We start from the raw sequence: 18,896 nt of genomic DNA on the forward strand, positions 1-18,896 counted from the left end.
TGATATCTTTCTGGATATGATTGTCAGACCAAAGGAAGCGACGTGGAATACCCTGATGAACGCTGTACGCAGACCCCCAAAGCATTGACCCATTCGGTAGCTAGGTTTCTGATCGTCCCACCGCAATGCAGGAGGGGCGTGCCGTGGAGCCACTAGCACTGGATATCGTTTCGATGGTCGTCCCGGTGATGCCGGCGGACCCCGGCGTCGTGGCCGCGTCCGCCGAAACGCTCGACCTCAGCCAGCTCGTGGTCTATGTCGTGACCTTGCTGGTGGGCGGCGGAGCCGTGTGGAAGGTGTTGCCGATTCTGCTGGCACGGCTTTCCGTCGCACTGGCTGGCGCAAAGTCCGAGCGCAACGCCATTGAACGGCTGGAAAGCCAACTGGATGCCGAACGCAAGGACGCCGCCGCTGCCCGCGACGATGCCAACGCGGCCTATCGAGAGCGGAACACGATTGTGCGAGAACTGGGCGAGGTGAAGGTGCAACTGGCCGTGTTGGCTGAACGTGCCACGGCCCAGGCCCAGACGATCGAGCGGCAGAAGCGGCTGATTTCAGAATTGAGCGCAAAGCCCCGGCGGTGAGCGGCTACCTTGCGTTGCGGCGTCATCCTTCAGCCCACGTAATCCCGCGCCAACCGCACCACCGTCACGCCCGGCTTCAGTTGCCGCAGCGAAGGCATGACCAGCGTGCAGTGGTCGTAGGGCGTGACGATGGCGGCATCATCCGCCCAGCCCAACACCGATCCCGCCTTCTCCAACGTTTCCAATCCCTGCCAGTCCTGCGCGAACCGCACGTTCATCGACGGCGCGACCACCGGCTCCGTCACTTCCAGCACGCGCTGCGCCGCTGGCGTGGGCTGCAACCACGCGGCGGGCAGGTCCGCGGCATCCACGCTGCCTGCTTCCTCCAGGAAGCGCGCGCACATATCCAACGCTACCGCATGGGACGCCGGATCGCCATGAAAGCCGCATTCGATCAGCAGCGCGCAGGCATCGTCATCGGCCGCGCCGAAGCGTCCGTAGTCGCGCATGCGCACGCCATCCTTGTGTCCCGCATCCACCACTACGTGCACCGGCGCGCCCAGCCGGCGCGCCAGGGCGACGTTGCGCGGCAGCGTGCCCGTCAACAGCAGCGGCGCGCCGGGTTCGTGCATCGAATGCAGGTCCAGCAGACGATCGGCGCGCGCGACCCAGGGCACCAGCTCGGCGGCGCGGCGGCGCTCCTGCGTGGTGGGCACGGCCAGACGGTCGTCGCTCCATACGCGGTTCATGTCTTCATCGACGAAGCGCGAGGCATCATGGCGCGCCGCGTCGAAGCGGTCGAACGCCGCCAGGTTGCCGAAGGCCAGCGTCAGGCTGCCGTGGCGCGGCCGCACGCCGGCGGCCAGCAGGTCCTTCAGCGCCCAGGCGCCGCACAGCTCGTTGCCGTGCACCAGCGCCGCGATCATGACGTGCTTGCCGGGAGCGCCGGAATCGAAGTGCCACACGCCAGGGGTGCCAGTGTTGCCGAGCCGCTCGGCGCGCAGGTCGGGAGTGGAAAGCAGGAAGGACATCGATTAAAAAAAGCCGGCGCTGCGCCGGCTCTCCTGTGCAGGGGTGGAATGGACCGCTAAAGTTACCGGGCTTCGATCTTGGCGGCCTTCACCAGCGCGCCGTACTTGGCGGTCTCTGTGGCCTGGAACTTGACGGGGTCCAGTCCTGGCGCAGCCAGTTCGCCGCCGGCTTCCTGCATCTTCTTGCGGAAGGCGTCGGACTTCAGCACTTGCGCCGTCGCGGCGCGCAGCTTGTCGGCGACAGGCTGCGGCAGCTTCGCCGGGCCATACAGCGCGAACCAGACGTTGATGTCGACGTTCTCGAAGCCCGGGGTTTCCGCCAGGGCGGGAATGTCCGGGGCGACCGGGGAACGTTTCTTCTCCGTCACGCCCAGCGCCACGATCTTGTCGCCGCGCACCTGGGGCAGGCCCGAGGACAACACGAGCATGCCGAACGTGAGCTGGCCGCTCATCAGGTCGGTAACCAGCGGCGAGACGCCGCGGTAGGGCACGTGCTCGGCATGGGTGCCGGTGGCCTGGTTGACCATTTCACCGGCCAGGTGCAGCGAGGTGCCCACGCCCGACGAGCCGAAGTTGTAGGTGCCGGGCGCCTGTTCGCGCAGCTTGGCCAGGTACTGCGCGGCGGTGGTGATGCCCGAGGCCTTGGAGGCGGCCAGCAGCAAGGGTTGCGACGCGATCACGCCCAGCGCGGTGAAGTCTCGGGCGCCGTCGTACTTGACTGCCGGATTGATCAGGCCGGCGATGGCCATTTCGTTGGCCGAGCCCAGCAGCAGCGTGTAGCCGTCGGGCTGGGCGCGCGCCACGCGCTGCGCGCCGATAGTGCCGCCCGCGCCGCCGAAGTTCTCGATGACGACGCTCTGGCCCAGTTGCTTCGCCAGCGCTTCGCCGAACAGACGCGCGGTCAGGTCGACGCTGCCGCCCGCGGGATAGCCCACGACCAGCGAGATGGGATGGTCGGGGTAATCGGCGGCCTGGGCTGAGAGAGGGGCGAGCGAGGCGGCGGTACAAGCGACGGCCAGCATGGCACGTGCCAGATGCGAGATCTGCATGAGGGTTTCCCTTTGATGGTGCGAGCGGCGCGAGGCGTTTCGCATCTGTTATGAGGTATTCGTGCAGAAATTGTGCGCGGCGATGTCCGCATGAAATGTGCGGTTTCAGCACCAATAAGTGCTGTTTAGGCACGTTGAAGATCCTGTCGAAGCGTCTCGGCGCATGACGCACGTAAGAGGCATGGCTGTGCTGCACAGAGGAAAGCCAGCCCGCGCCGCCGCGCAAGGCTCGTCTTTTACTGCCCGCGCTGCGTGGCTTCCCACACGGCTTCCGCCAGGTCGGATAGCTGCATGCGCGGCCGGTACAGGCGCACTTCGAAGCTGATCTCTTCGGCGCGGCCGCCCAGCACCGCCAGCACGCCGCGGCGGCAGTCTCCCGCGACCATCGACCACGGCAGCCACGCCACGCCCAGGCCCTTCAAGGCCAGGCCATGCACGCCATCAGGCGAGTCGCAGCAGACGAACGGCGTCAGCGCATAGGGAAAAGTGTCCAGGCGGTCGCCCGCGATGCGCGACATCGCCAGTCCGCCGGCATAGCTGATCAGCGGCGCCGGCGTGCCGCCTTCTTTCAGCGAATAACGCGGTCGGCCGCGGCTGTCGGTCTGGCTGACGGGCACCAGTTTGTCAGTGGCCAGCGTCATGTAGCGGTAGCTGCCTGGCGTCAGTTCGACGGACAGCGCAGGATGCTCGTAGCCGCACAACAAGTCGGCGCGGCCGTGTTCCAGCAGGCGGGCCATGTCCTGCATGCGTCCGGTGGAGACGTCGACCTGCGTGTCCTTGCCCAACACGCGCGGGGGCTTGTGGCGCAACCGGCCGATCCAGTCGGAGACCAGTGTTCGCGCCAGGCTGCGCCCCGTGGCGATGCGCACCACGGCGTTGCCCGCGGGACTGCCGGAACGGATGCGGTGGCGCGCCTGGCCGACGCGTTCGATGACCTGGCCGGCGGTCTTCAGCAGTTCCTCGCCCTGCGGCGTCAAGGTCACCGGCGTGCGCTGCCGTTCCACCAGCGGCACGCCGGCCCATGCTTCCAATGCGCGGATGCGCCGCCCGAAGGCCGGATGCGTGACGTGCCGCAGTTCGGCGGCGCGCACGAAGCTGCCGGTCTGGGCCAGTGCGATGAGGTCTTCGAAAAGCTTCAGGTCGGCCATGTCGCGGGAGGCGAGCTGGGCGCCACGGGATCCGGCGCCAATGCCACGCTTGTAGCATGTCCCGCCAGGAATCGAGAACCGGCTGATGCGCTGGAACGCCACCTGGTCCGGGCAGGCCGATGCACGACGCGCCAGCCATGCGACGATGACTTCCTAGAACCCCGCCATCCGGTACACCCCTTGCGGATGCGACTTGTCCCCCGCGAAGCCGCGCCGCACCAGTTCGGTGATGTACATCTCGTCCCACTCCAGGTTCGCCAGATTCACCTCGGTGCCCAGTTCGCGTACCAGCCATGTGGCGGTCTGGTGCTTGAAGTCGCGGCTGATGCCGGGAATGATCACCACGGGCAGTTCATAGATCAGCTTCTCGGCGGGAAACCGTGCCGACAACTGCGCGATCAGGTCCTGGCGGATGACGCCGTCCACGTACAACTCCGACGCTTCCAGGAACACCCAGTCCGCGCCCGCGTCCAGGCAGTTGGCCACGTCGGCCAGGAACGATGCATCGTCCTGCACGCTGTCCTTGCGGCCTACTTCGCCGAACACTTTCAGCCCTTGTGTCTTGGCGTGCCGGATGGCTGCGGCCTTCTCGGCCAGCGTCATCTCCAGCAGGTTGTCGGAGATCTCGATGCCCGTGAAGCCCACGTCCGTGGCCCTCGCGACATAGTCCTCGAAGCGCTGCAGCTTCATCGCGACTTCCGCGAACAGACCGCCCGGAGATGTGGAAATGCCGTGCGTGCGGTAGTTATCGAGCTTGTCGGCCAGCACCCCACGCGGCATGAAGCGCGCGATGCCCGCCGCGATCTTGGCGAAGTCGATCCATTGCGAGGTCGATTCCAGCACGTCGGCCTGGCGCTGCAGGCCCATGCCCCAGTCGATCATCATGGACAGGCCGCGCGTGCGCGGCTTGAGCTGGCGCTCGGGCATCGGAAAGTCGGCGAAGGCGGTCTCGTAAACGGTCACGGTAAAGGCTCCTGGGTAGGCGAAGCGATGCGGGCTCAGTTCAGTGGCAGGTTGCTCTTGACGGCCAGGTTGCGCCAGCGGGCCTGATCGCCGATCACGAATCTGGCGGTGTCCTCCGGCGACGCCGAGCTCGGATCCACGCCCACCGCGGCAAAGGCGGCCTTGACGTCGGGCAGCTTGAGGATCTCGCCGACGGCGGCATTCAGGCGCTGCACGCGGTCATCGGGTACGCCCTTGGGCACGGCCATCACGAACCACTGGCTGGCGTCGAAGCCGGGCAGCACACTTTCACCCAGCGTGGGCGTATCGGGCAGCGAGGCCGACCGACTGGCGGTGGTGACGGCATAGGCGCGCATCTTGCCGGCCTGCACGTGCGGCAGGATGGACGTGATGCCCAGCACGCCCAACGGCACCTGTCCCGAGATGATGTCCAGTGCGGCCTGGCTGCCGCCCTTGTAGGGGATGTGCGTCATCTTCAGGCCGGCCTGCTGCTTGATCAGTTCGCCGGCCAGATGCTGGCTGGTGCCGTTGCCCGACGAGGTGTAGTCGTAGCGGTCGGGTGCCGCCTTCACAGCGGCGAATAGCGACTTCACGTCCTTTGGCATGTCGCGGGCGGTGGTCCCTACTAGCACCATGGGGCCGCGCGCGAGTTCGGTCACGGCGGCCAGTTCCTTGCCGATCTCCGGCATTCTGGTATTGGTGATGACCGGGCCCGGCACCAGCACGACGGTGTTGCCATCGGGTTCGGCGCTGGCGGCCCGGTTCAAGCCAATTGCTCCCGAGGCGCCCGGCCGGTTCTCCACCACGACCGATTGGCCAAGGCGTTCGCCCAGGTGCTTGGCCAGTACGCGGGTGACGCTGTCGGCGCTGCCGCCGGGAGGCCAGCCCACCACCCAGGTGATGGGGCGCGTGGGCCAGGCGGCGGTATCCTGCGCCGCCGAGGCGGTGCCCGTGCAGGCCAGGGTAAACGCCGCGGCGGCGCTGGCGAGTACGGGCCGTATCAGGCCGCACCTATGCAGGCCGCACCGAGCGAGAAGTCGGATCGGGTGGTACATGGTTTCCCTTGAATGTTCTTTCGGACGGTCGGCGCCGTCCTGTCATGGCGGTTTTACGTTATCCACAGCCTGCCGCGCGGTGGCTCGGCGTGCGCCTTGCGCGGCCTCAGTCTTCCTTGCCTGGCGACACGTTCGGGTGTGCCTTCACGCTGTCGTTGAAGGCCTTCACCATTTTCAGGATCGGCCCCAGCACCCAGGTGTTGTAGACCAGCACGTCGGTCTCTTCCTTGGGGTCGCGCGTGATGTTGAACAGATAGGGCGATTCCAGCTTGCCCTTGCCTTCGTTCACCTCCGGTTCCCAGTAAAAATGCAGTTTCCAGTCGCGCCACTTGGCCGCGCGCATCTCCTGCTTGATGTAGAACAGGAAGCCTTCCCGGGCGGACTTGGCCTGGATATCCTCGTTGGTCAGGAAGGGCAACTGGTCGATGCCGTCGATGGGGCGGTCTTGCGGGATCCGTGCGCCCGCCACGCCAGCCAACGTGGTGAACAGGTCGGTGACGTGCACGATCTCGTTGCTGACGCGCCCAGGCGTGATCCTGCCGGGCCAGCGCGCGATGAAGGGCACGCGCAGGCTGCCTTCCATGGCAGTGTGATACGTGCCGCGCCACGGGCCCGCTGTGCCGCGGTAGGGCGCGCGGAACTCGGGACCGTTGTCGCTGCAGAAGATCAGCAGGGTTTCCTCGGCCGCGCCCAGGGCGTCCACGGCGTCGATGATCTGTCCCACGCGATGGTCCATCTCGACCATCGAGTCGGCGAAGTCGCCCGCGCCGGTCCGGCCGGCGAAGTCGGGATGTGGCAGGGTCGGGAAGTGCAGGTGCACCAGCGGCAGGTACAGAAAGAACGGACGTCCTTGCTCGTGGTTGTTGGCCATGAAGATCTTGGCGCGTTCGACCAGTTCGGCGTCGATGCCTCGGCGCGATTCCAGGTCGTATACCTTCACCTGGCGCGAGGGCTCGCCCGCACGGCCTTCCATGATGTGCGGGATGTCGGCCACCGAGGGATCGAAACCCACCGTTGACGTGAACTGGCTTTCGTCGGTGGTGCGCGGAATGCCGTACCACTCGTCGAAACCCCTGTCCGACGGATAGCGGCCTTCGACGTCGCCCAGGTGCCATTTCCCGTAATGCGCGGTGGCGTAGCCCTGTTGGCTCAGCAATTGCGCCAGCGTGACCTCCCAGCGTGTCAGGCCCTGCGGCAGGCCGGGAGGCACGGATTGCAGACTGCCGGTGCGGATGGGATGGCGGCCCGTCATCAGCGCGGAACGCGTGGGCACGCAATCGCTTTCCACGTTGAAGTTCTGCAGCAGGAGGCCTTGTTTTGCCAAGGCGTCGATGCGCGGCGTGGGGGCGCCGCGCAGCGCGCCGCCGCCATAACAGCCCAGTTCGCCCCAGCCGAGGTTGTCGGCCACGATCAATACGATGTTCGGTGTTGCCACGACGTGTTTCCTGAAAAGGAGGGAGGTCTGTGGCCACTATAGGAGCGGGCGGAAGCAGTCCGATTCCTGACGTTACGGTTATCGATTACCACCAGGAATGAATAGGGTAAATCCGTACTCAGACGCCGGGCCGGCCGAACTGCAGCAGCAGGTCGCGGAAGGTCTCCATCAAGGCTGACCAGTGGCTGCCCGGACGGGATAGCAGCAGCAGCCTGCGCGCCAGCGCCAGTTCGGCGATGGGCACGCTTTCGATGCGGCCGGCCCAGCCGCGCAGGCTGATGGAGGGGCACAGCGCCAGCAGGTCGGTGCTGGCGATCAGGCCCAGCGCGGCCTCGGACATGTACTCGGCCTCGACCATGACGCGCGGTTCGGGCAGTCCTGCTTCTTCATAGCGCGCGCAGACCGCTCGTCGGGCGCCGCTGTCGCGGCTGGGCATCAGCCAGGTGTATTCGTCCAACGCCTGCAGCGTGGGATGCGGGATCTGCAGGATGGGATGCCCCGCGCGCGCCACCACCTGCATGGTGTCCTGGCTGATGTCCAGGCTGTCGCACGAGTAGTGGGTGCCGGGCGGGCAGGGCACCACGGCCAGGTCGAGATCGCCGGCGAGCACGGCGCTGTTCAGCGCATCCGACTTGCCGATCACCAGCCGCACGCGCACGCCAGGCCGGCGCCGCAGCATGTCGGCGAGTACGCGCACCGTGTCGCTGTCGCCCGCGGGATTGGTCACGCCCAGGCGCAGCAGGCCGCTGTGATGCGCGCGCAGGTCGCCCGCCACTTTGGCCAATTCATCGTGCTGCAGGCCGAGACGGCGGGCGTGTTCGTGGAAGATGCGGCCTTCGCCCGTCAGCCGCGCGCCATGGGCGCCGCGTTCGAACAGCATGACGCCGACCATGTCCTCCAGGCGGCGCAGCGCCTTGGTGATGGCCGGCTGGGTGACGCCGCACTCCTGCGCCGCGCGGCCCAGGTGGCCGTGGCGCACGACGGCAAGGAAGTAATCGATATCGAGCAGTGAAAAGGGCATGGCCCGCTCCGTCGCGGCGCGGTGCGCCGCGGGACCTCATCTATAACCTATTTGTCAGCGATGCGTGGACTCCGGCGGCGCGGGATCGCGTGCCTTGCACGGGCGTTCGGCGGGGCGAATCCACGGGCGCCTGTTCCTGTGTATAGTCGCCTGATTTATCGGTTTTCTGGACCTTCCGCACCACCATGACGAGCGCCCGCGACCGAGTCTATGCAGAGCTGCGCCGCCGCCTGATGGCCGGCGCGTTCCTGCCCGGCGAGCGCCTGCGTGAAGAACACATCGCCAGCGAACTCGGCGTCAGCCGCACGCCGGTGCGCGCGGCCATCGAACGATTGGCGGCCGATGGCCTGGTCAGGCACGAAGAGCGCCGCGGCGCCGTCGTCGTGGGTTGGGCGGACCGTGACATCGACGAGGCCTTCGAACTGCGCATGCTGCTCGAGCCCTACGCGGCCCGCACCGCCGCGCAGCGCGCCACGCCCGAGCAGATCGAACATCTCGAATCGCTGAACCAGAAGATGCTGGACGCCGTCCTGTCCGACGATGACGACAAGACCGCGCAGGTCCAGCACTACAACAACCTCTTTCACCACTCCCTGCTGGACGCCGCGCAGTCGGCCCGCGTGCGCGCCATGGTCGAGAACCTGCTGGACATGCCGATCATCATCGGCTCGTTCTATTTCTACACGCGCGAGGACATGCTGCGCAGCGTGGAGCACCACCGGCAGATCATCACGGCGTTACGCGCGCGGGATGCGGCATGCGCCGAAGTGGCGGTGCGGTTTCACCTGACATCCACGCATCTGCTGTTCCGCAGCCAGCGCAAGCCTGCGCAGGGCTGATCGAGCGCAAACGGACGGGCAGGCCCTGGTGGGCCTGTCCGTCCGTTTTGACGACGCGCCGCGCGATCGGGGTCTGCGCCGCGCGGCCTCCGTGCCGTGAACGCCCGGCCTTACAGGCAGCCCAGCGCCTTCAGCCGCGCATCGATCCACGACGTATCCAGCTTGCCGGCCGCGATGTCCGCCAGCATCTTTTCCTCGGTCGAGTGCTTGGCCGTGGCTGCGTCGAGGATGGCTTGCGCCTGGTCGTACGGCACGCACAGCAGCCCGTCGTCGTCGCCCAGGACCAGGTCGCCCGGCTCGATGGTCATGCCGTCCAGCGACACGGTGCAGTTGATCTCGCCCGGGCCGTCCTTGTAGGGGCCACGGTGCGTGATGCCCGCGGCATACACCGGGAAGCTGCCGCGGCCGATGGTGCCGCTGTCGCGGATGGCGCCGTTGATGACGATGCCGGCCAGGCCGCGCGTCTGCGCGTACGAGGTCATGATCTCGCCGATGATGGCGTTGGTCAGGTCGCCGCCGGCATCGACCACGATCACGTCGCCCGGCTGGGCCAGGCTCAGCGCCTTGTGCACCATCAGGTTGTCGCCCGGACGGGTGCGTACGGTCAGGGCCGGGCCGCCCATCGGGGTGCCGTCGTGCATGGGACGCAGGCGCGCGCCGCCCGCTGTCATGCGCGACATGCAGTCGCTGACGTTGGCCACGGGGATGCGTAGGAATTTCTGGACGAACTCGTTGCTGATCGCGCGCTTGCGCGGGTGAACCTCGAAACCGATCATTGCGCTGCTCCTGCTGGGTAAGTGTTGCGATGCCGCCGGATCATTGCTTGGGAATGCCGGCTTCCTGGACGATCTTGCCGAATACGTCGTGGTCGATGCGGTGCTGCTTGCCCAGGTCCGCGGGCGAGCCCTTCATGACGCTGTAGCCCGCTTCTTCCAGCTTCTTCACCAGATCGGGATTGTCCTGCGCCTTGTTCAAGGCCTGGTTCAGCGTGGCGATGACGTCGTCGGGCGTCTTGCCCGGCGCCATCAGGCCCCACCAGATGGTCTGGTTGATCGTCTTGAAACCGCTTTCCACGAAGGTGGGCACGTCGGGCAGGGCGGGCGAGCGTGCGTTGGCCACCACGGCCAGCGCGCGCACCTTGCCGCCGCGGATCTGCGGCAGCAGCGAGGCCACCGAACCGGTGTACAGGTCGATGCGGCCGCTGACCAGGTCGGGGAAGGCCTGCGACCAGCCGCGGTAGGGCACATGCATCAGTTCCATGCCCGCGGCCTTGCGCCACAGGTGGCCGATCAGGTCGCCGCTGCCGCCGATGCCGGGGATGCCCAGCGAGACCTGGCCGGGCTTGGCCTTCGCGGCGGCCACCACGTCGGCCAGCGTCTTGTAGGGCGAGTCGGGCACGACCACGAACACGCTGGGCGACGAGGCCACGGGACCGACCGGCTTGAAGTCCTTGAAGGTGTCGTAGCTGAGCTTTTCATACAGCCACGGGTTCAGCACGATGTTGTCGGTCTGCGCCATCACCAGCGTGTGGCCGTCGGGCTTGGCGCGGGCCGTGGCGTCCAGCGCCAGGTTGCCGCCGGCGCCCGGCTTGTTCTCCACCACGATGTTCCACTTGGTGTCCTGGCCGATGGCCGCGCTGATCATGCGCGTCAGGGTGTCGGTGCCGCCGCCCGGGGGAAAGGGCGAGATGAAAGTGATGGGGGCCGTGCCCATGTCCGCCGCGCACGCCGCCGTGCTGGCGACGTACAACGCGGCCGCCAGCAGCTGCTTCAGGGATTTCATTGTTGTCTTCCTCGCTGTTCTAACTAGGTATGGATGCGTCCGGCCTTCTGCGTGCCGGATCGGGTAGGGATTATGGCTCAGGCCTGATCCTGGCGGGCCAGGGGGGTCAGCCAGGCCAGGCGGTCGGCGACGGTATCCGGCACGTTGAAGGTGCCGGCGTCGCGGGCGGCCTGGATGCCTTGCGCGGTACGGGCGAACAGGCGTTCCACGCCGTCCAGCACCAAGGGTTGCAGGCCGGCGTCGATCAGTTGTTCGCGCGCCTCGCGCACTTCGGCCAGCCGGCGCGGCGCGTGCAGCACGTGCGAGCGCACGAACGAATCGGCGAAGGTGGTCAGCGGGGTCTTGTCCATGTCGGACAGCACGTCGTACAGCGCGGGCCGCAGGCCCATGCTTTCGGCGGCGACCAGGCATTCGACGGCCAGGCTTTCCATGCCCTTGGTCATGATGCTGCGCAGGAGCTTCAGCCGCACCGCATCGCCGGCCTCGCCGTCGATCGCCTGGGCGGGGGCGCCGCAGGATTGCGCGAATTCGGCCACGGCCTGCGCGCCCACGCCGGCGCACAGCAACGGCGTGCGGGCGCCCAGCAGGATGATCGCGCCCATGATGGCGACGTCGGCGAACGGCACCTCCAGGCGGGCGGCTTCCTGCGAGGCCGTGCGCATGTCCGCCGCGCTGGCGGTGGTGAAGTCCGCATAGGCGGCGTCGCGGCGCAGGTGCGGCAAGGCTTCGCGCGCCACGGCCAGCGCGGCGTGGCCGAAGACCGCCGAGACGACCAGGTCGGCTTCTGCCAGCCAGGCGGCGCTGGCGCCGTGCAGGGCGGCGCCGTGTTCCTGGGCGCGGGCCTGCATCTCGGCATCTTGTCGCAATTCACCTATGCCGATGATGGAATGGCCCGCTGCACGCCACGCCAATGCGTAGCAGTGACCAACTTCCCCGCAACCTATCAGCGCGATTTTCATGAGTCGTAAGTACAAGAAAAATACAAAATGCGGTTATAGATCGCAGGGGACCAGGTGGAAATTAGGGCTAACCCTCGATGTTGCCAGGCTGTTGGTATACATAAAAAGAACAATGTTGGGTTGCTCATGGGGGCTGCCGTTCGAGCCCCGCAGGGGCGCACCAGAATGGGGCCGGATACCTGTTAACATGCGCGCCCCGCGTTTGTGGGGAAGGGTCAGCTGCCTGGCATTACCCATGACCGCCGTGGCCCGGCTTCGATCGGGCACGAGCCGAGCTTTCCGGCGAACGCCGGCCCGCGTTGTAGAAATGACAGTCGCGCTTGTCACCAATGGTCAGGTTCGCGGGGACTTTGTCGGAGTTTGTTGGGGATCATTAACAATGATTCGAATGTCCCGGGTCTATCCTAAGTCCATCCATTCAACCTGATAGGGGTGCACCATGAACGAGGTTCCCGTACCTGCTCCTGCTCCGTCCCAACCGCGCCGCTGGCCGTTTGGCTACGCCGAGCAGGACGCTGCCTGAGTTGTCTGCCCGTGCTTGATCCGCAGTCCCGCCGACGTCGGCCGCTGCGAACCGAGGCGGTTCATTCCGCTGCGAAAAAGAAACTGAACGTATCTTTCGTCTGGACGCCTGCGTAGTTCTTACAACGTGGCGCTGCTGTTCCCGGTTCGGCCGATGGCCTTCCACGGCGCCGGGGCGGGCGTTGGCCGGTGGTATGTAATGGCTAAAACGTTACCTAACGTACCGGATTTGGGGTGGGGAACGCCTCGTAAAGCCTTGGTCTGCCTGCTCGTGCGGCGAGACGGGTGTCGTAGCAAACGTATTTCCAGGCACGTCAATCTTCAAGAAAACGTAACTGATATCCCCTAGTACAGAAACATATTGGGGTATTCTTCCGCGCCTGGAGACGCGGGGCAATGGGCTTCCGCCCGCTACGGAAGTCCGCATGGCACGACACGAAAAAAGGCGATTTTTTCAACCGGGCCGTTTTTTCCGTACGCCCGCGCGTCTGTCGCAATAGCCGGCTGTCACAGCCCCGCGGACCGGACATTCATGGCATCGCACTTCCATCTCGCGCCGATCGGTTGGCCGCGCTGGGCGCGGCGCTGGGTTGTGGCCGTGATCTGCGCATTGGCCCTGTCCGTGCTGGCGTACCTGTATTCGGCCTGGCTGGCCAGCCGTCATGGCAACGTGCTGTCGATTCCCTGCGTACCGGCCAATGACACGGGCCGAGGCGTGCAGTTCGAGTTCCGGGAAGCCGGACAACTGCCCACGCTGATCTATGTGCCCGCGGGTCAGGGGCGTCACGTTTCCATGCGCAATTGCTCGTACACCTCGCTGTCGCGCAGCAAGCCGCTGATGGTCAAGTGGCGGTACGAGGACAACCCCGATGACATCACCTATGACTACACGTACAGCGCCGTGCTGCACCCGGCCCGGCCGGACAACCCGGCCATGTTGTTGCTGAAGTTCGAGCCGCACGGGGCCATCGCGGCCCGTTACCTGGGCAGCGACGAGGTGCGGCGCATGCTGGACGCCAGCGAGCCGGAGCCGCCTGGCTACCGGAGCATGCGATGAACGGCCGCGCCGCCTGCCGCCTGGCGCGCCGTACCGTCGTCGGCCTGGTGCTGCTGGCCGGGCTGGCGGGCGTGGCGGTCTATACGGCCTCGGCGGAACTGAAGCAGGAAATCGAGTCGCCGCACCTGGTGCGTTGCCTGGTGCAGAACCTGACGCAGCACGACGTCCGCTACGCGCTGCCGGAACGGCCGGGCATGGCGCCACAGGATCTGCACTGGGACTATGTCTCGCGGGGCAACCGCCGGGCCTTGCAATTGCCTTCCACCTGCATGCTGGCGCCGCCAGCCAATGGATCCGATCTGCATATCGCCTGGGCGCGCTATGCTCCGGACCAGGCGGCCGGGTCGACGCGCCTGTATGTGGTGAACTTTCCGGGTCTGACGCGGCCTGATGATGCCACCGGCCTGGCTGTGCGGCTCTATCCGGGCGGCAAGGCCGCGGCGCGCTACCTGGACGGCGCCAGCGACGTCGACGTCACGGCTGGCTTGCTGGCCGATACGCTGCCGGCGGGCTGGACCCCCGGCCTGCTCGCCAGCGCACCCTGATCGCGCTGCGCCGCGCAGCGCGAAACCCATGAAGGATATGTCAATGCAGCAAAACCCCTTTCGTCGCGGGCCGGCCCGGCGCATTCTGCGCCTGGTGCTGGTCGTGGCGCTGTTCGCCGTGGCGGGCCTGGCCGCCACCTCGGACGACCTGAAGCGCTGGATGGGCGACAGCGGCGGCGCCCAGGCCGAGGTCGAGCCGATCACCGTGTATCCCTACAACTTCACCGGCCAGGGGGTGGAGTACGCGATCGGCGCAGCGTTGCTGGCCTATCTGCCGCCCGGGGCGGCCGATGGCCAGACGGTACTCAAGCAAGGCTATACGCCGCCATCGGACGATGCGCCGTTGCCGGTGCGGTGGCGGTACGTGGATCGTTCCAAGGGCGAACAGGCGACCGGCTACCCGTACGCGGCGACGCTGAAGCTGCCGCGCCGTCCGTCGGACGATGCCGTGCTGACGCTGCGGTTCTATCCGGACGGGCAGGTGGCGGCGCGATATACGACGCAGCCGGAAGTGGCGCCGGGCAGCAGCGTGCCGCAGTCGCTGACGGGCAGCGGCTGGGAGCGCAATCGTTGAGGACGCAGGGGCGCGGGCTGGTCAGGCTTGCGCCTGCTGCCGTATTGCGTTCGGCGCGTCTTCGAAGATATAGGGGTTGAGAAACATCCGGCCCCAGAACAGGCCGCGGTCTACCTTGCTGAGCTCGGCCTCATCGCAGATACGCGTCCAGTTTTCCCGCACGATTTCCAGCTGATTGACGATGAGTTGCACGGCGTCGGCTTCCGACAAAAGGAATTTCGACGCGGCTCTCAAGCAAACGGCCAAGTTGCTCATTCTGCTGTCTCCAACAATCAGCATGGCTTGCGATGCTTCGTTGCCTGCTCGATTTTGCGGGCAAATGTCGTAGGCAGGCGTCAATTCAAGCTGCTTGCCGTCCCAGAATGCCGCGTGATTCCGCGCATGGTCATCGGTGTTGCCGCTGATGACGTTGAAGACGAGCCGGCCGAATAATTCGCGTAGCGTTGCCTGTGGCGCATGGAAGCGTTGACGAATGATGTCCGTCAGATCCTCGTAGCTGGCGTAGCGGGCCATCAGTTCATCGAGGCCGGAGAGGGTCAAGGCGGACACCATCGGCCGGCGGTGCCAACCTGCTTGCGTCCTTGAACGATCGAATCGTTCGACAAGCAGCACGTCCCGGCCAGATGTGCGGAGGAATTGCACGGCAGCGACATTCAGTCCGACCTTGCGGGCCAGGCGCATGGCGACGTATTCGGCCTTTACGACGTTATAGGTATCTGTCGAGGACGAGAACTTGGCGATCAGCTTGCGATCTTCGTCGAGGATCATGGCCTTCGGGCGCGCGCCGCCTAGTGAACTGCCATGAAACAAGGCCTGGTCGGGCTCCGGTGTAAGCGGTATGCCCTTTTCGACTCTGGCCGCGGCATCCATCAATTCGTCCAAAGAGGCGGCTTGCGCGGCCCGCGCGACGTAGTGAGTTGGCGATGCCTGAAAATCGAGAGCGCCGATTCTGTCGGATCCGGACTGAAGCAGATATGTCAGTTCATCCGGCGTGCCAAGATCGGCATCCTTGCCCTTCGCGCCGACCAGTCGATTGAGGATGACGCGGCGGCCCCAGGCGTCAGGGGCTGCATCGCGTAGCGCGCTGGCCAGTTGCAGCCCATCGGCGGGGTTGATTGCACCCCGCCGCAACGGCAATTCAGGGGTGTAGATCGGGATGGCATCGTCCCGCTCGAGATAGCTGCGCCCATAGTTGAAGATGAACCGGTCAGCATGGCGGGTGAGCTGGCCAGCGACAACGGGCTCCGTTGCTCCGGCCAGCCAGATCCATACGAAAGCATTGTCGGCGAGCGGGTCAGAAGTCATCGTTCACGACCGGCTTCGAGTGGTGAACAGAGCGCGGCAAGAGGGTGAGCGTCTTCTCCACCTCCGCGACTCTGATGGTCATCTGGGAGCGGTCTGGCGTGAAAAGGGGAACGCCGACCAGCGTAGCGAGCTCGAAAACGAGGCCTATTGAGCATCCCATGTCACCGGCTTCGGCACGTGAGACCATCCCTCGCGACACGCCTGCGCGCTCCGCCAAGGCTTCTATGGTGATGCCACGTTCGATCCGTGCAGCACGGATGCTCAAGCCCAGCAGCTTGGCGGCTTCAATGCTGTAACGGGAATAAGTGCGGGACGCGGGTTTTGCCATATCGGATAACGCTTCATTAATGAGGCATATCGGTATGGTAAGCCCTTTTAATGGAGCATAGAAGAAAGAATGCAACGATCAGGCAAAGAGGCTGGCGCTCCGGATTTGATTCATTAACAGGGCATTTTCGGTAGGTATGCCCTGTTAATGGATCATTTTTTGGTTCTCTAGTGCTTCAGGCGGCCCGCGGCAGCGGGTTCTTCAGCGCCTCGTGGTACTTCGCCACGTAGGTTTCGAAATCCACCGTATCGCCGGCTTCCAGCTTGCGCTGTTCTTCGTGCGAGCGTTGTGCGTCGGCGTCGAACGCGGCCGCCTGCTCGGCGGGCAGCGGCTGCGCGCGCAGGGCTTCGCCATGCAGGCGGCTTTGCGCCAGCGAGTAGTCGTGGAACGAACCGCCCGAGGCGCGCAGGGCATCGAGCAGGCGGGCCGAGGGCGTCGAGGCCGGGTCGGCCAGCTTGGCGCGCTGGCGTTGCAGCGCGTCGGCGTAGGCGGTGCCGCCCGATGCCTTGTCGTACAGCGCGGCATACGGCGCGATGGCGTCGAGCATTTCGTCGCTCCACTGTGCCAGCGAGATCGGCGAGCCTTCGCGGTTGAGCATCAGGCCGGGCTTGCGGCCTTCCTTGACCACCACCGAGAAATTGTCGGCGCTGAGCTGGCAGTAGCCGTCCGGTCCGAAGAATGGGCTGTCAGACGCCGCACAGTACAGCAGGAAGGCGTCGACGAAACGCGCGGTGTCGGCGGTGATGCCCACCGGCGAGGTCGGATCGATGTCCAGGCAGCGCACTTCGACGTACTGCACGCCGCGCTCGGCCAGGGCCGTGATGGGGCGTTCGCAGCGGCCGGTGGCGCGTTTGGGGCGGATGCTCGAGTAGTACTCGTTCTCGATCTGCAGCACATTGGTGTTGAGCTGGATCCACTGGCCGTCGCGGTGCGTGCCCAGCGCCTGGTAGGCGGGCCACGGCTGCGTGACGGCCGAGTACAGGCGTCCCAGGAACGTGTCCAGGTCGTTGTAGCAGAGCTTTAGCTGCGACTGCGCCTTGTTCTGGTAGCCCAGGTCGCTCATGCGCAGGCTGGTGGCGTAAGGCAGGTACAGGGTGTCCTCGCCCAGCAGCTGCAGGGCGTGCGGCTGGCCGCGCATGAAGTCGCGCGACAGGGCCGGCGCCGAGCCGAACAGGTACATCAGCAGCCACGAATACCGCGTGAAGTTGCGGATCAGGCTGATGTAGCCGCGCGAGCGGCGCTGCACCGGGTCGGTTTCCTCGGGCGACAGCACTTCCCACACCGCGTCGGGCAGCGAGAAGTTGTAGTGCACGCCCGCGATGCATTGCATGGTCTTGCCGTAGCGTTCGGCCAGGCCGCGCCGGTAGACGTGCTTGAGCATGCCGGTGTTGGACGTGCCGTACCAGGCGATGGGAATGTCGGCCTCGGCCGGCAGGGTGGCCGGCATGGACTGGTTCCAGATGTATTCGCCGTCGAGCACGCTGTAGACGTGCCGGTGGGTGTCGGTCAGTTCGGCCAGCAGGCCATCGACGTTGTCGTGCGTGCCGGTGATGAGCTCGAGCAGCGACTCGGAGTAGTCGGTGGTGACGTGCTCGTTCGTCAGCGCCGAGCCGAGCCGGGCGGGGTGGGGCGTGAGCGCGAGCGCGCCGCGGGGGTCCACCCGCAGGCCTTCTTTCTCGATGCCGCGCAGGGCCTGCCTGAGCAGGGTGGCGTTCGCCTCTAGGCGGGCGTGGCGTGTGGCGGCGGTATCAGTCACGATAAACAGATTTGGGATGTCAATCGACCGATTTTACGGGGTGACGGCGTCGATTGCCTGGGGTAGGTCTACATCCTGAAGGGACAATGCCGCGGGCGGCATGGCGGGAGCGGTCTCGAAGGCCAGGCCGGCCAGCCAGTGTTCGAGGTCGGCGTGCACCGGGTCGGCCACGTTGGGCAGCTCGTTGAACAGCTCGTGCCAGGCGCCGTCATACCATTTCAGGGTGAGCAGGCCGGCCGGGGCGCGGCTGGCGAACAGGCGGCTGCCCCTGGACGCCACGATGCGGTCGGCGCCCGCCACCAGCAGCAGGGTGCGGCAGTGGAGCTGCCCGGCGTTGCGCAGGGATTCCTGCCCGGCCTGTTCAATGAAATGCGCCAGCCGGCCCGTGATGCAGCGGTGCACCAGGGGATCGGCCTTGAAGGCGGCCACGATGGCGCGGTCGTGCGTGATGTTGCCGGGCGGCAGCCCGTGCGGCACGCGCACATCGGGGTAGCGCAGGGCCAGCCAGGTCAGCGCCGGCTTGGTCCAGTTGGGCACCCGTACCTGGAAGGGCGGCGAGGCCAGCACCAGGCCGGCCAGGTCGGCGCGGCGCTGCAGGGCGATGCGGGCCGCCACCAGGCCGCCCAGGCTGTGGCCCAGCAGCACGGGGGGCCGGCCCTGGACGGCCGTCCAGGCGCGCAGTTGCGCGGCGGCGTCGAGCACCAGGTCTTCCTGGGTGGCCAGCGTGGCCGGCGCACCCTCGGAGCGGCCGTGGCCGCGGTGGTCGTGCATGCCGACGCGCCATCCCAGGGCGGCCAGCCGCCGGGCCAGCCGGTCGTAGCGGCCGGCATGCTCGCTCAGGCCATGCAGCAGGTAGATGCTGGGCGTGCCCGGACCGGGCAGCGGCGGCGCCGCGCCGGCGGCCGGTTCCCAGAGGTAATTGGCCAACGGGGTGCCATCGGGGGCGGGGGTGTAGGAAATCGGCGACAATTCCACGTCTCCTGGGGGATACGGCCCATCGGGC

The 18,896-nt window shown here is 66.4% G+C and carries 19 protein-coding genes; 5 read left to right on the forward strand and 14 right to left on the reverse strand.

Annotated elements, in window-relative coordinates; translation table 11 throughout:
* Window positions 1-143: 143 nt before the first annotated feature.
* Complete coding sequence (locus A7W11_RS08855) at window positions 144-584, forward strand: hypothetical protein (protein WP_156523033.1); 441 nt, start codon at window positions 144-146, stop codon at window positions 582-584.
* 29 nt (window positions 585-613) lie between these two features.
* Here the strand turns inward: A7W11_RS08855 and A7W11_RS08860 are convergent, their stop codons facing one another.
* From A7W11_RS08860 to A7W11_RS08890, 7 genes are all read right to left on the reverse strand, one after another.
* A complete protein-coding gene (locus A7W11_RS08860) occupies window positions 614-1,555 on the reverse strand; it encodes a M14 family metallopeptidase (RefSeq protein WP_066410661.1) in 942 nt (313 codons plus the stop codon).
* A gap of 62 nt (window positions 1,556-1,617) precedes the next feature.
* Window positions 1,618-2,604: a Bug family tripartite tricarboxylate transporter substrate binding protein gene (locus A7W11_RS08865; RefSeq protein WP_066410664.1), complete on the reverse strand. Its 987-nt coding sequence runs from the start codon at window positions 2,602-2,604 to the stop codon at window positions 1,618-1,620.
* A 236-nt stretch (window positions 2,605-2,840) separates the two neighbouring features.
* The gene (locus A7W11_RS08870; RefSeq protein WP_066410667.1) at window positions 2,841-3,752 is read right to left on the reverse strand and encodes a LysR family transcriptional regulator; all 912 of its coding nucleotides are present in this window, start codon (window positions 3,750-3,752) and stop codon (window positions 2,841-2,843) included.
* A gap of 153 nt (window positions 3,753-3,905) precedes the next feature.
* Window positions 3,906-4,715, reverse strand: coding sequence for a phosphosulfolactate synthase (locus tag A7W11_RS08875; protein WP_066410672.1), 810 nt, complete (start codon window positions 4,713-4,715; stop codon window positions 3,906-3,908).
* A gap of 35 nt (window positions 4,716-4,750) precedes the next feature.
* Complete coding sequence (locus A7W11_RS08880) at window positions 4,751-5,770, reverse strand: Bug family tripartite tricarboxylate transporter substrate binding protein (protein WP_082887162.1); 1,020 nt, start codon at window positions 5,768-5,770, stop codon at window positions 4,751-4,753.
* A 106-nt stretch (window positions 5,771-5,876) separates the two neighbouring features.
* Window positions 5,877-7,205 carry an arylsulfatase gene (locus A7W11_RS08885; protein ID WP_066410674.1) on the reverse strand — a complete coding sequence of 443 codons (1,329 nt, stop codon included), beginning with the start codon at window positions 7,203-7,205 and terminating at the stop codon, window positions 5,877-5,879.
* Between the two features lie 118 nt (window positions 7,206-7,323).
* On the reverse strand, window positions 7,324-8,226 hold the full coding sequence (locus A7W11_RS08890; RefSeq protein WP_066410675.1) for a LysR family transcriptional regulator: 903 nt from the start codon (window positions 8,224-8,226) through the stop codon (window positions 7,324-7,326).
* 185 nt (window positions 8,227-8,411) lie between these two features.
* Here A7W11_RS08890 and A7W11_RS08895 point away from each other — a divergent pair, with 185 nt between their 5' ends.
* Entirely contained in the window at window positions 8,412-9,065 is a 654-nt protein-coding gene (locus tag A7W11_RS08895; protein WP_066410677.1) for a GntR family transcriptional regulator, read from the forward strand.
* Between the two features lie 110 nt (window positions 9,066-9,175).
* Here the strand turns inward: A7W11_RS08895 and A7W11_RS08900 are convergent, their stop codons facing one another.
* The 3 genes from A7W11_RS08900 to A7W11_RS08910 form a co-directional block, all read right to left on the reverse strand.
* Window positions 9,176-9,841, reverse strand: a complete 666-nt coding sequence (locus A7W11_RS08900; protein WP_066410679.1) for an RraA family protein — start codon at window positions 9,839-9,841, stop codon at window positions 9,176-9,178.
* Between the two features lie 40 nt (window positions 9,842-9,881).
* Window positions 9,882-10,847 (reverse strand): Bug family tripartite tricarboxylate transporter substrate binding protein, encoded by a 966-nt coding sequence (locus tag A7W11_RS08905; protein WP_066410681.1) that lies wholly within the window; start codon window positions 10,845-10,847, stop codon window positions 9,882-9,884.
* A gap of 77 nt (window positions 10,848-10,924) precedes the next feature.
* Entirely contained in the window at window positions 10,925-11,806 is an 882-nt protein-coding gene (locus tag A7W11_RS08910; RefSeq protein ID WP_066410684.1) for an NAD(P)-dependent oxidoreductase, read from the reverse strand.
* Between the two features lie 1,054 nt (window positions 11,807-12,860).
* Here A7W11_RS08910 and A7W11_RS08915 point away from each other — a divergent pair.
* Genes A7W11_RS08915 through A7W11_RS08925 form a run of 3 tightly spaced genes read left to right on the forward strand, consistent with a single transcriptional unit; the run spans window position 12,861 to window position 14,504 of the window.
* The gene (locus A7W11_RS08915; RefSeq protein ID WP_066410686.1) at window positions 12,861-13,385 is read left to right on the forward strand and encodes a hypothetical protein; all 525 of its coding nucleotides are present in this window, start codon (window positions 12,861-12,863) and stop codon (window positions 13,383-13,385) included.
* On the forward strand, window positions 13,382-13,930 hold the full coding sequence (locus tag A7W11_RS08920; RefSeq protein ID WP_066410688.1) for a hypothetical protein: 549 nt from the start codon (window positions 13,382-13,384) through the stop codon (window positions 13,928-13,930). Before A7W11_RS08915 ends, A7W11_RS08920 begins: the two co-directional genes overlap by 4 nt.
* Window positions 13,931-13,973: 43 nt before the next feature.
* Entirely contained in the window at window positions 13,974-14,504 is a 531-nt protein-coding gene (locus tag A7W11_RS08925; RefSeq protein WP_066410690.1) for a hypothetical protein, read from the forward strand.
* A 21-nt stretch (window positions 14,505-14,525) separates the two neighbouring features.
* On the opposite strand, the gene A7W11_RS08930 is transcribed toward A7W11_RS08925, so the two are convergent.
* The 4 genes from A7W11_RS08930 to A7W11_RS08945 form a co-directional block, all read right to left on the reverse strand.
* Window positions 14,526-15,809: a type II toxin-antitoxin system HipA family toxin gene (locus tag A7W11_RS08930; RefSeq protein WP_066410692.1), complete on the reverse strand. Its 1,284-nt coding sequence runs from the start codon at window positions 15,807-15,809 to the stop codon at window positions 14,526-14,528.
* A complete protein-coding gene (locus A7W11_RS08935; protein WP_066410695.1) occupies window positions 15,799-16,137 on the reverse strand; it encodes a helix-turn-helix transcriptional regulator in 339 nt (112 codons plus the stop codon). The genes A7W11_RS08930 and A7W11_RS08935 overlap by 11 nt, the downstream gene beginning before the upstream one ends.
* Before the next feature lie 175 nt (window positions 16,138-16,312).
* The gene (gshA, locus tag A7W11_RS08940; protein ID WP_066410696.1) at window positions 16,313-17,893 is read right to left on the reverse strand and encodes a glutamate--cysteine ligase; all 1,581 of its coding nucleotides are present in this window, start codon (window positions 17,891-17,893) and stop codon (window positions 16,313-16,315) included.
* Window positions 17,894-17,926: 33 nt separating this feature from the next.
* Window positions 17,927-18,862, reverse strand: coding sequence for an alpha/beta hydrolase (locus A7W11_RS08945; protein ID WP_082887163.1), 936 nt, complete (start codon window positions 18,860-18,862; stop codon window positions 17,927-17,929).
* Window positions 18,863-18,896 lie beyond the last annotated feature (34 nt).

The sequence above is a fragment of the Bordetella ansorpii genome (assembly GCF_900078315.1).
Classification (GTDB): domain Bacteria; phylum Pseudomonadota; class Gammaproteobacteria; order Burkholderiales; family Burkholderiaceae_B; genus Bordetella; species Bordetella ansorpii.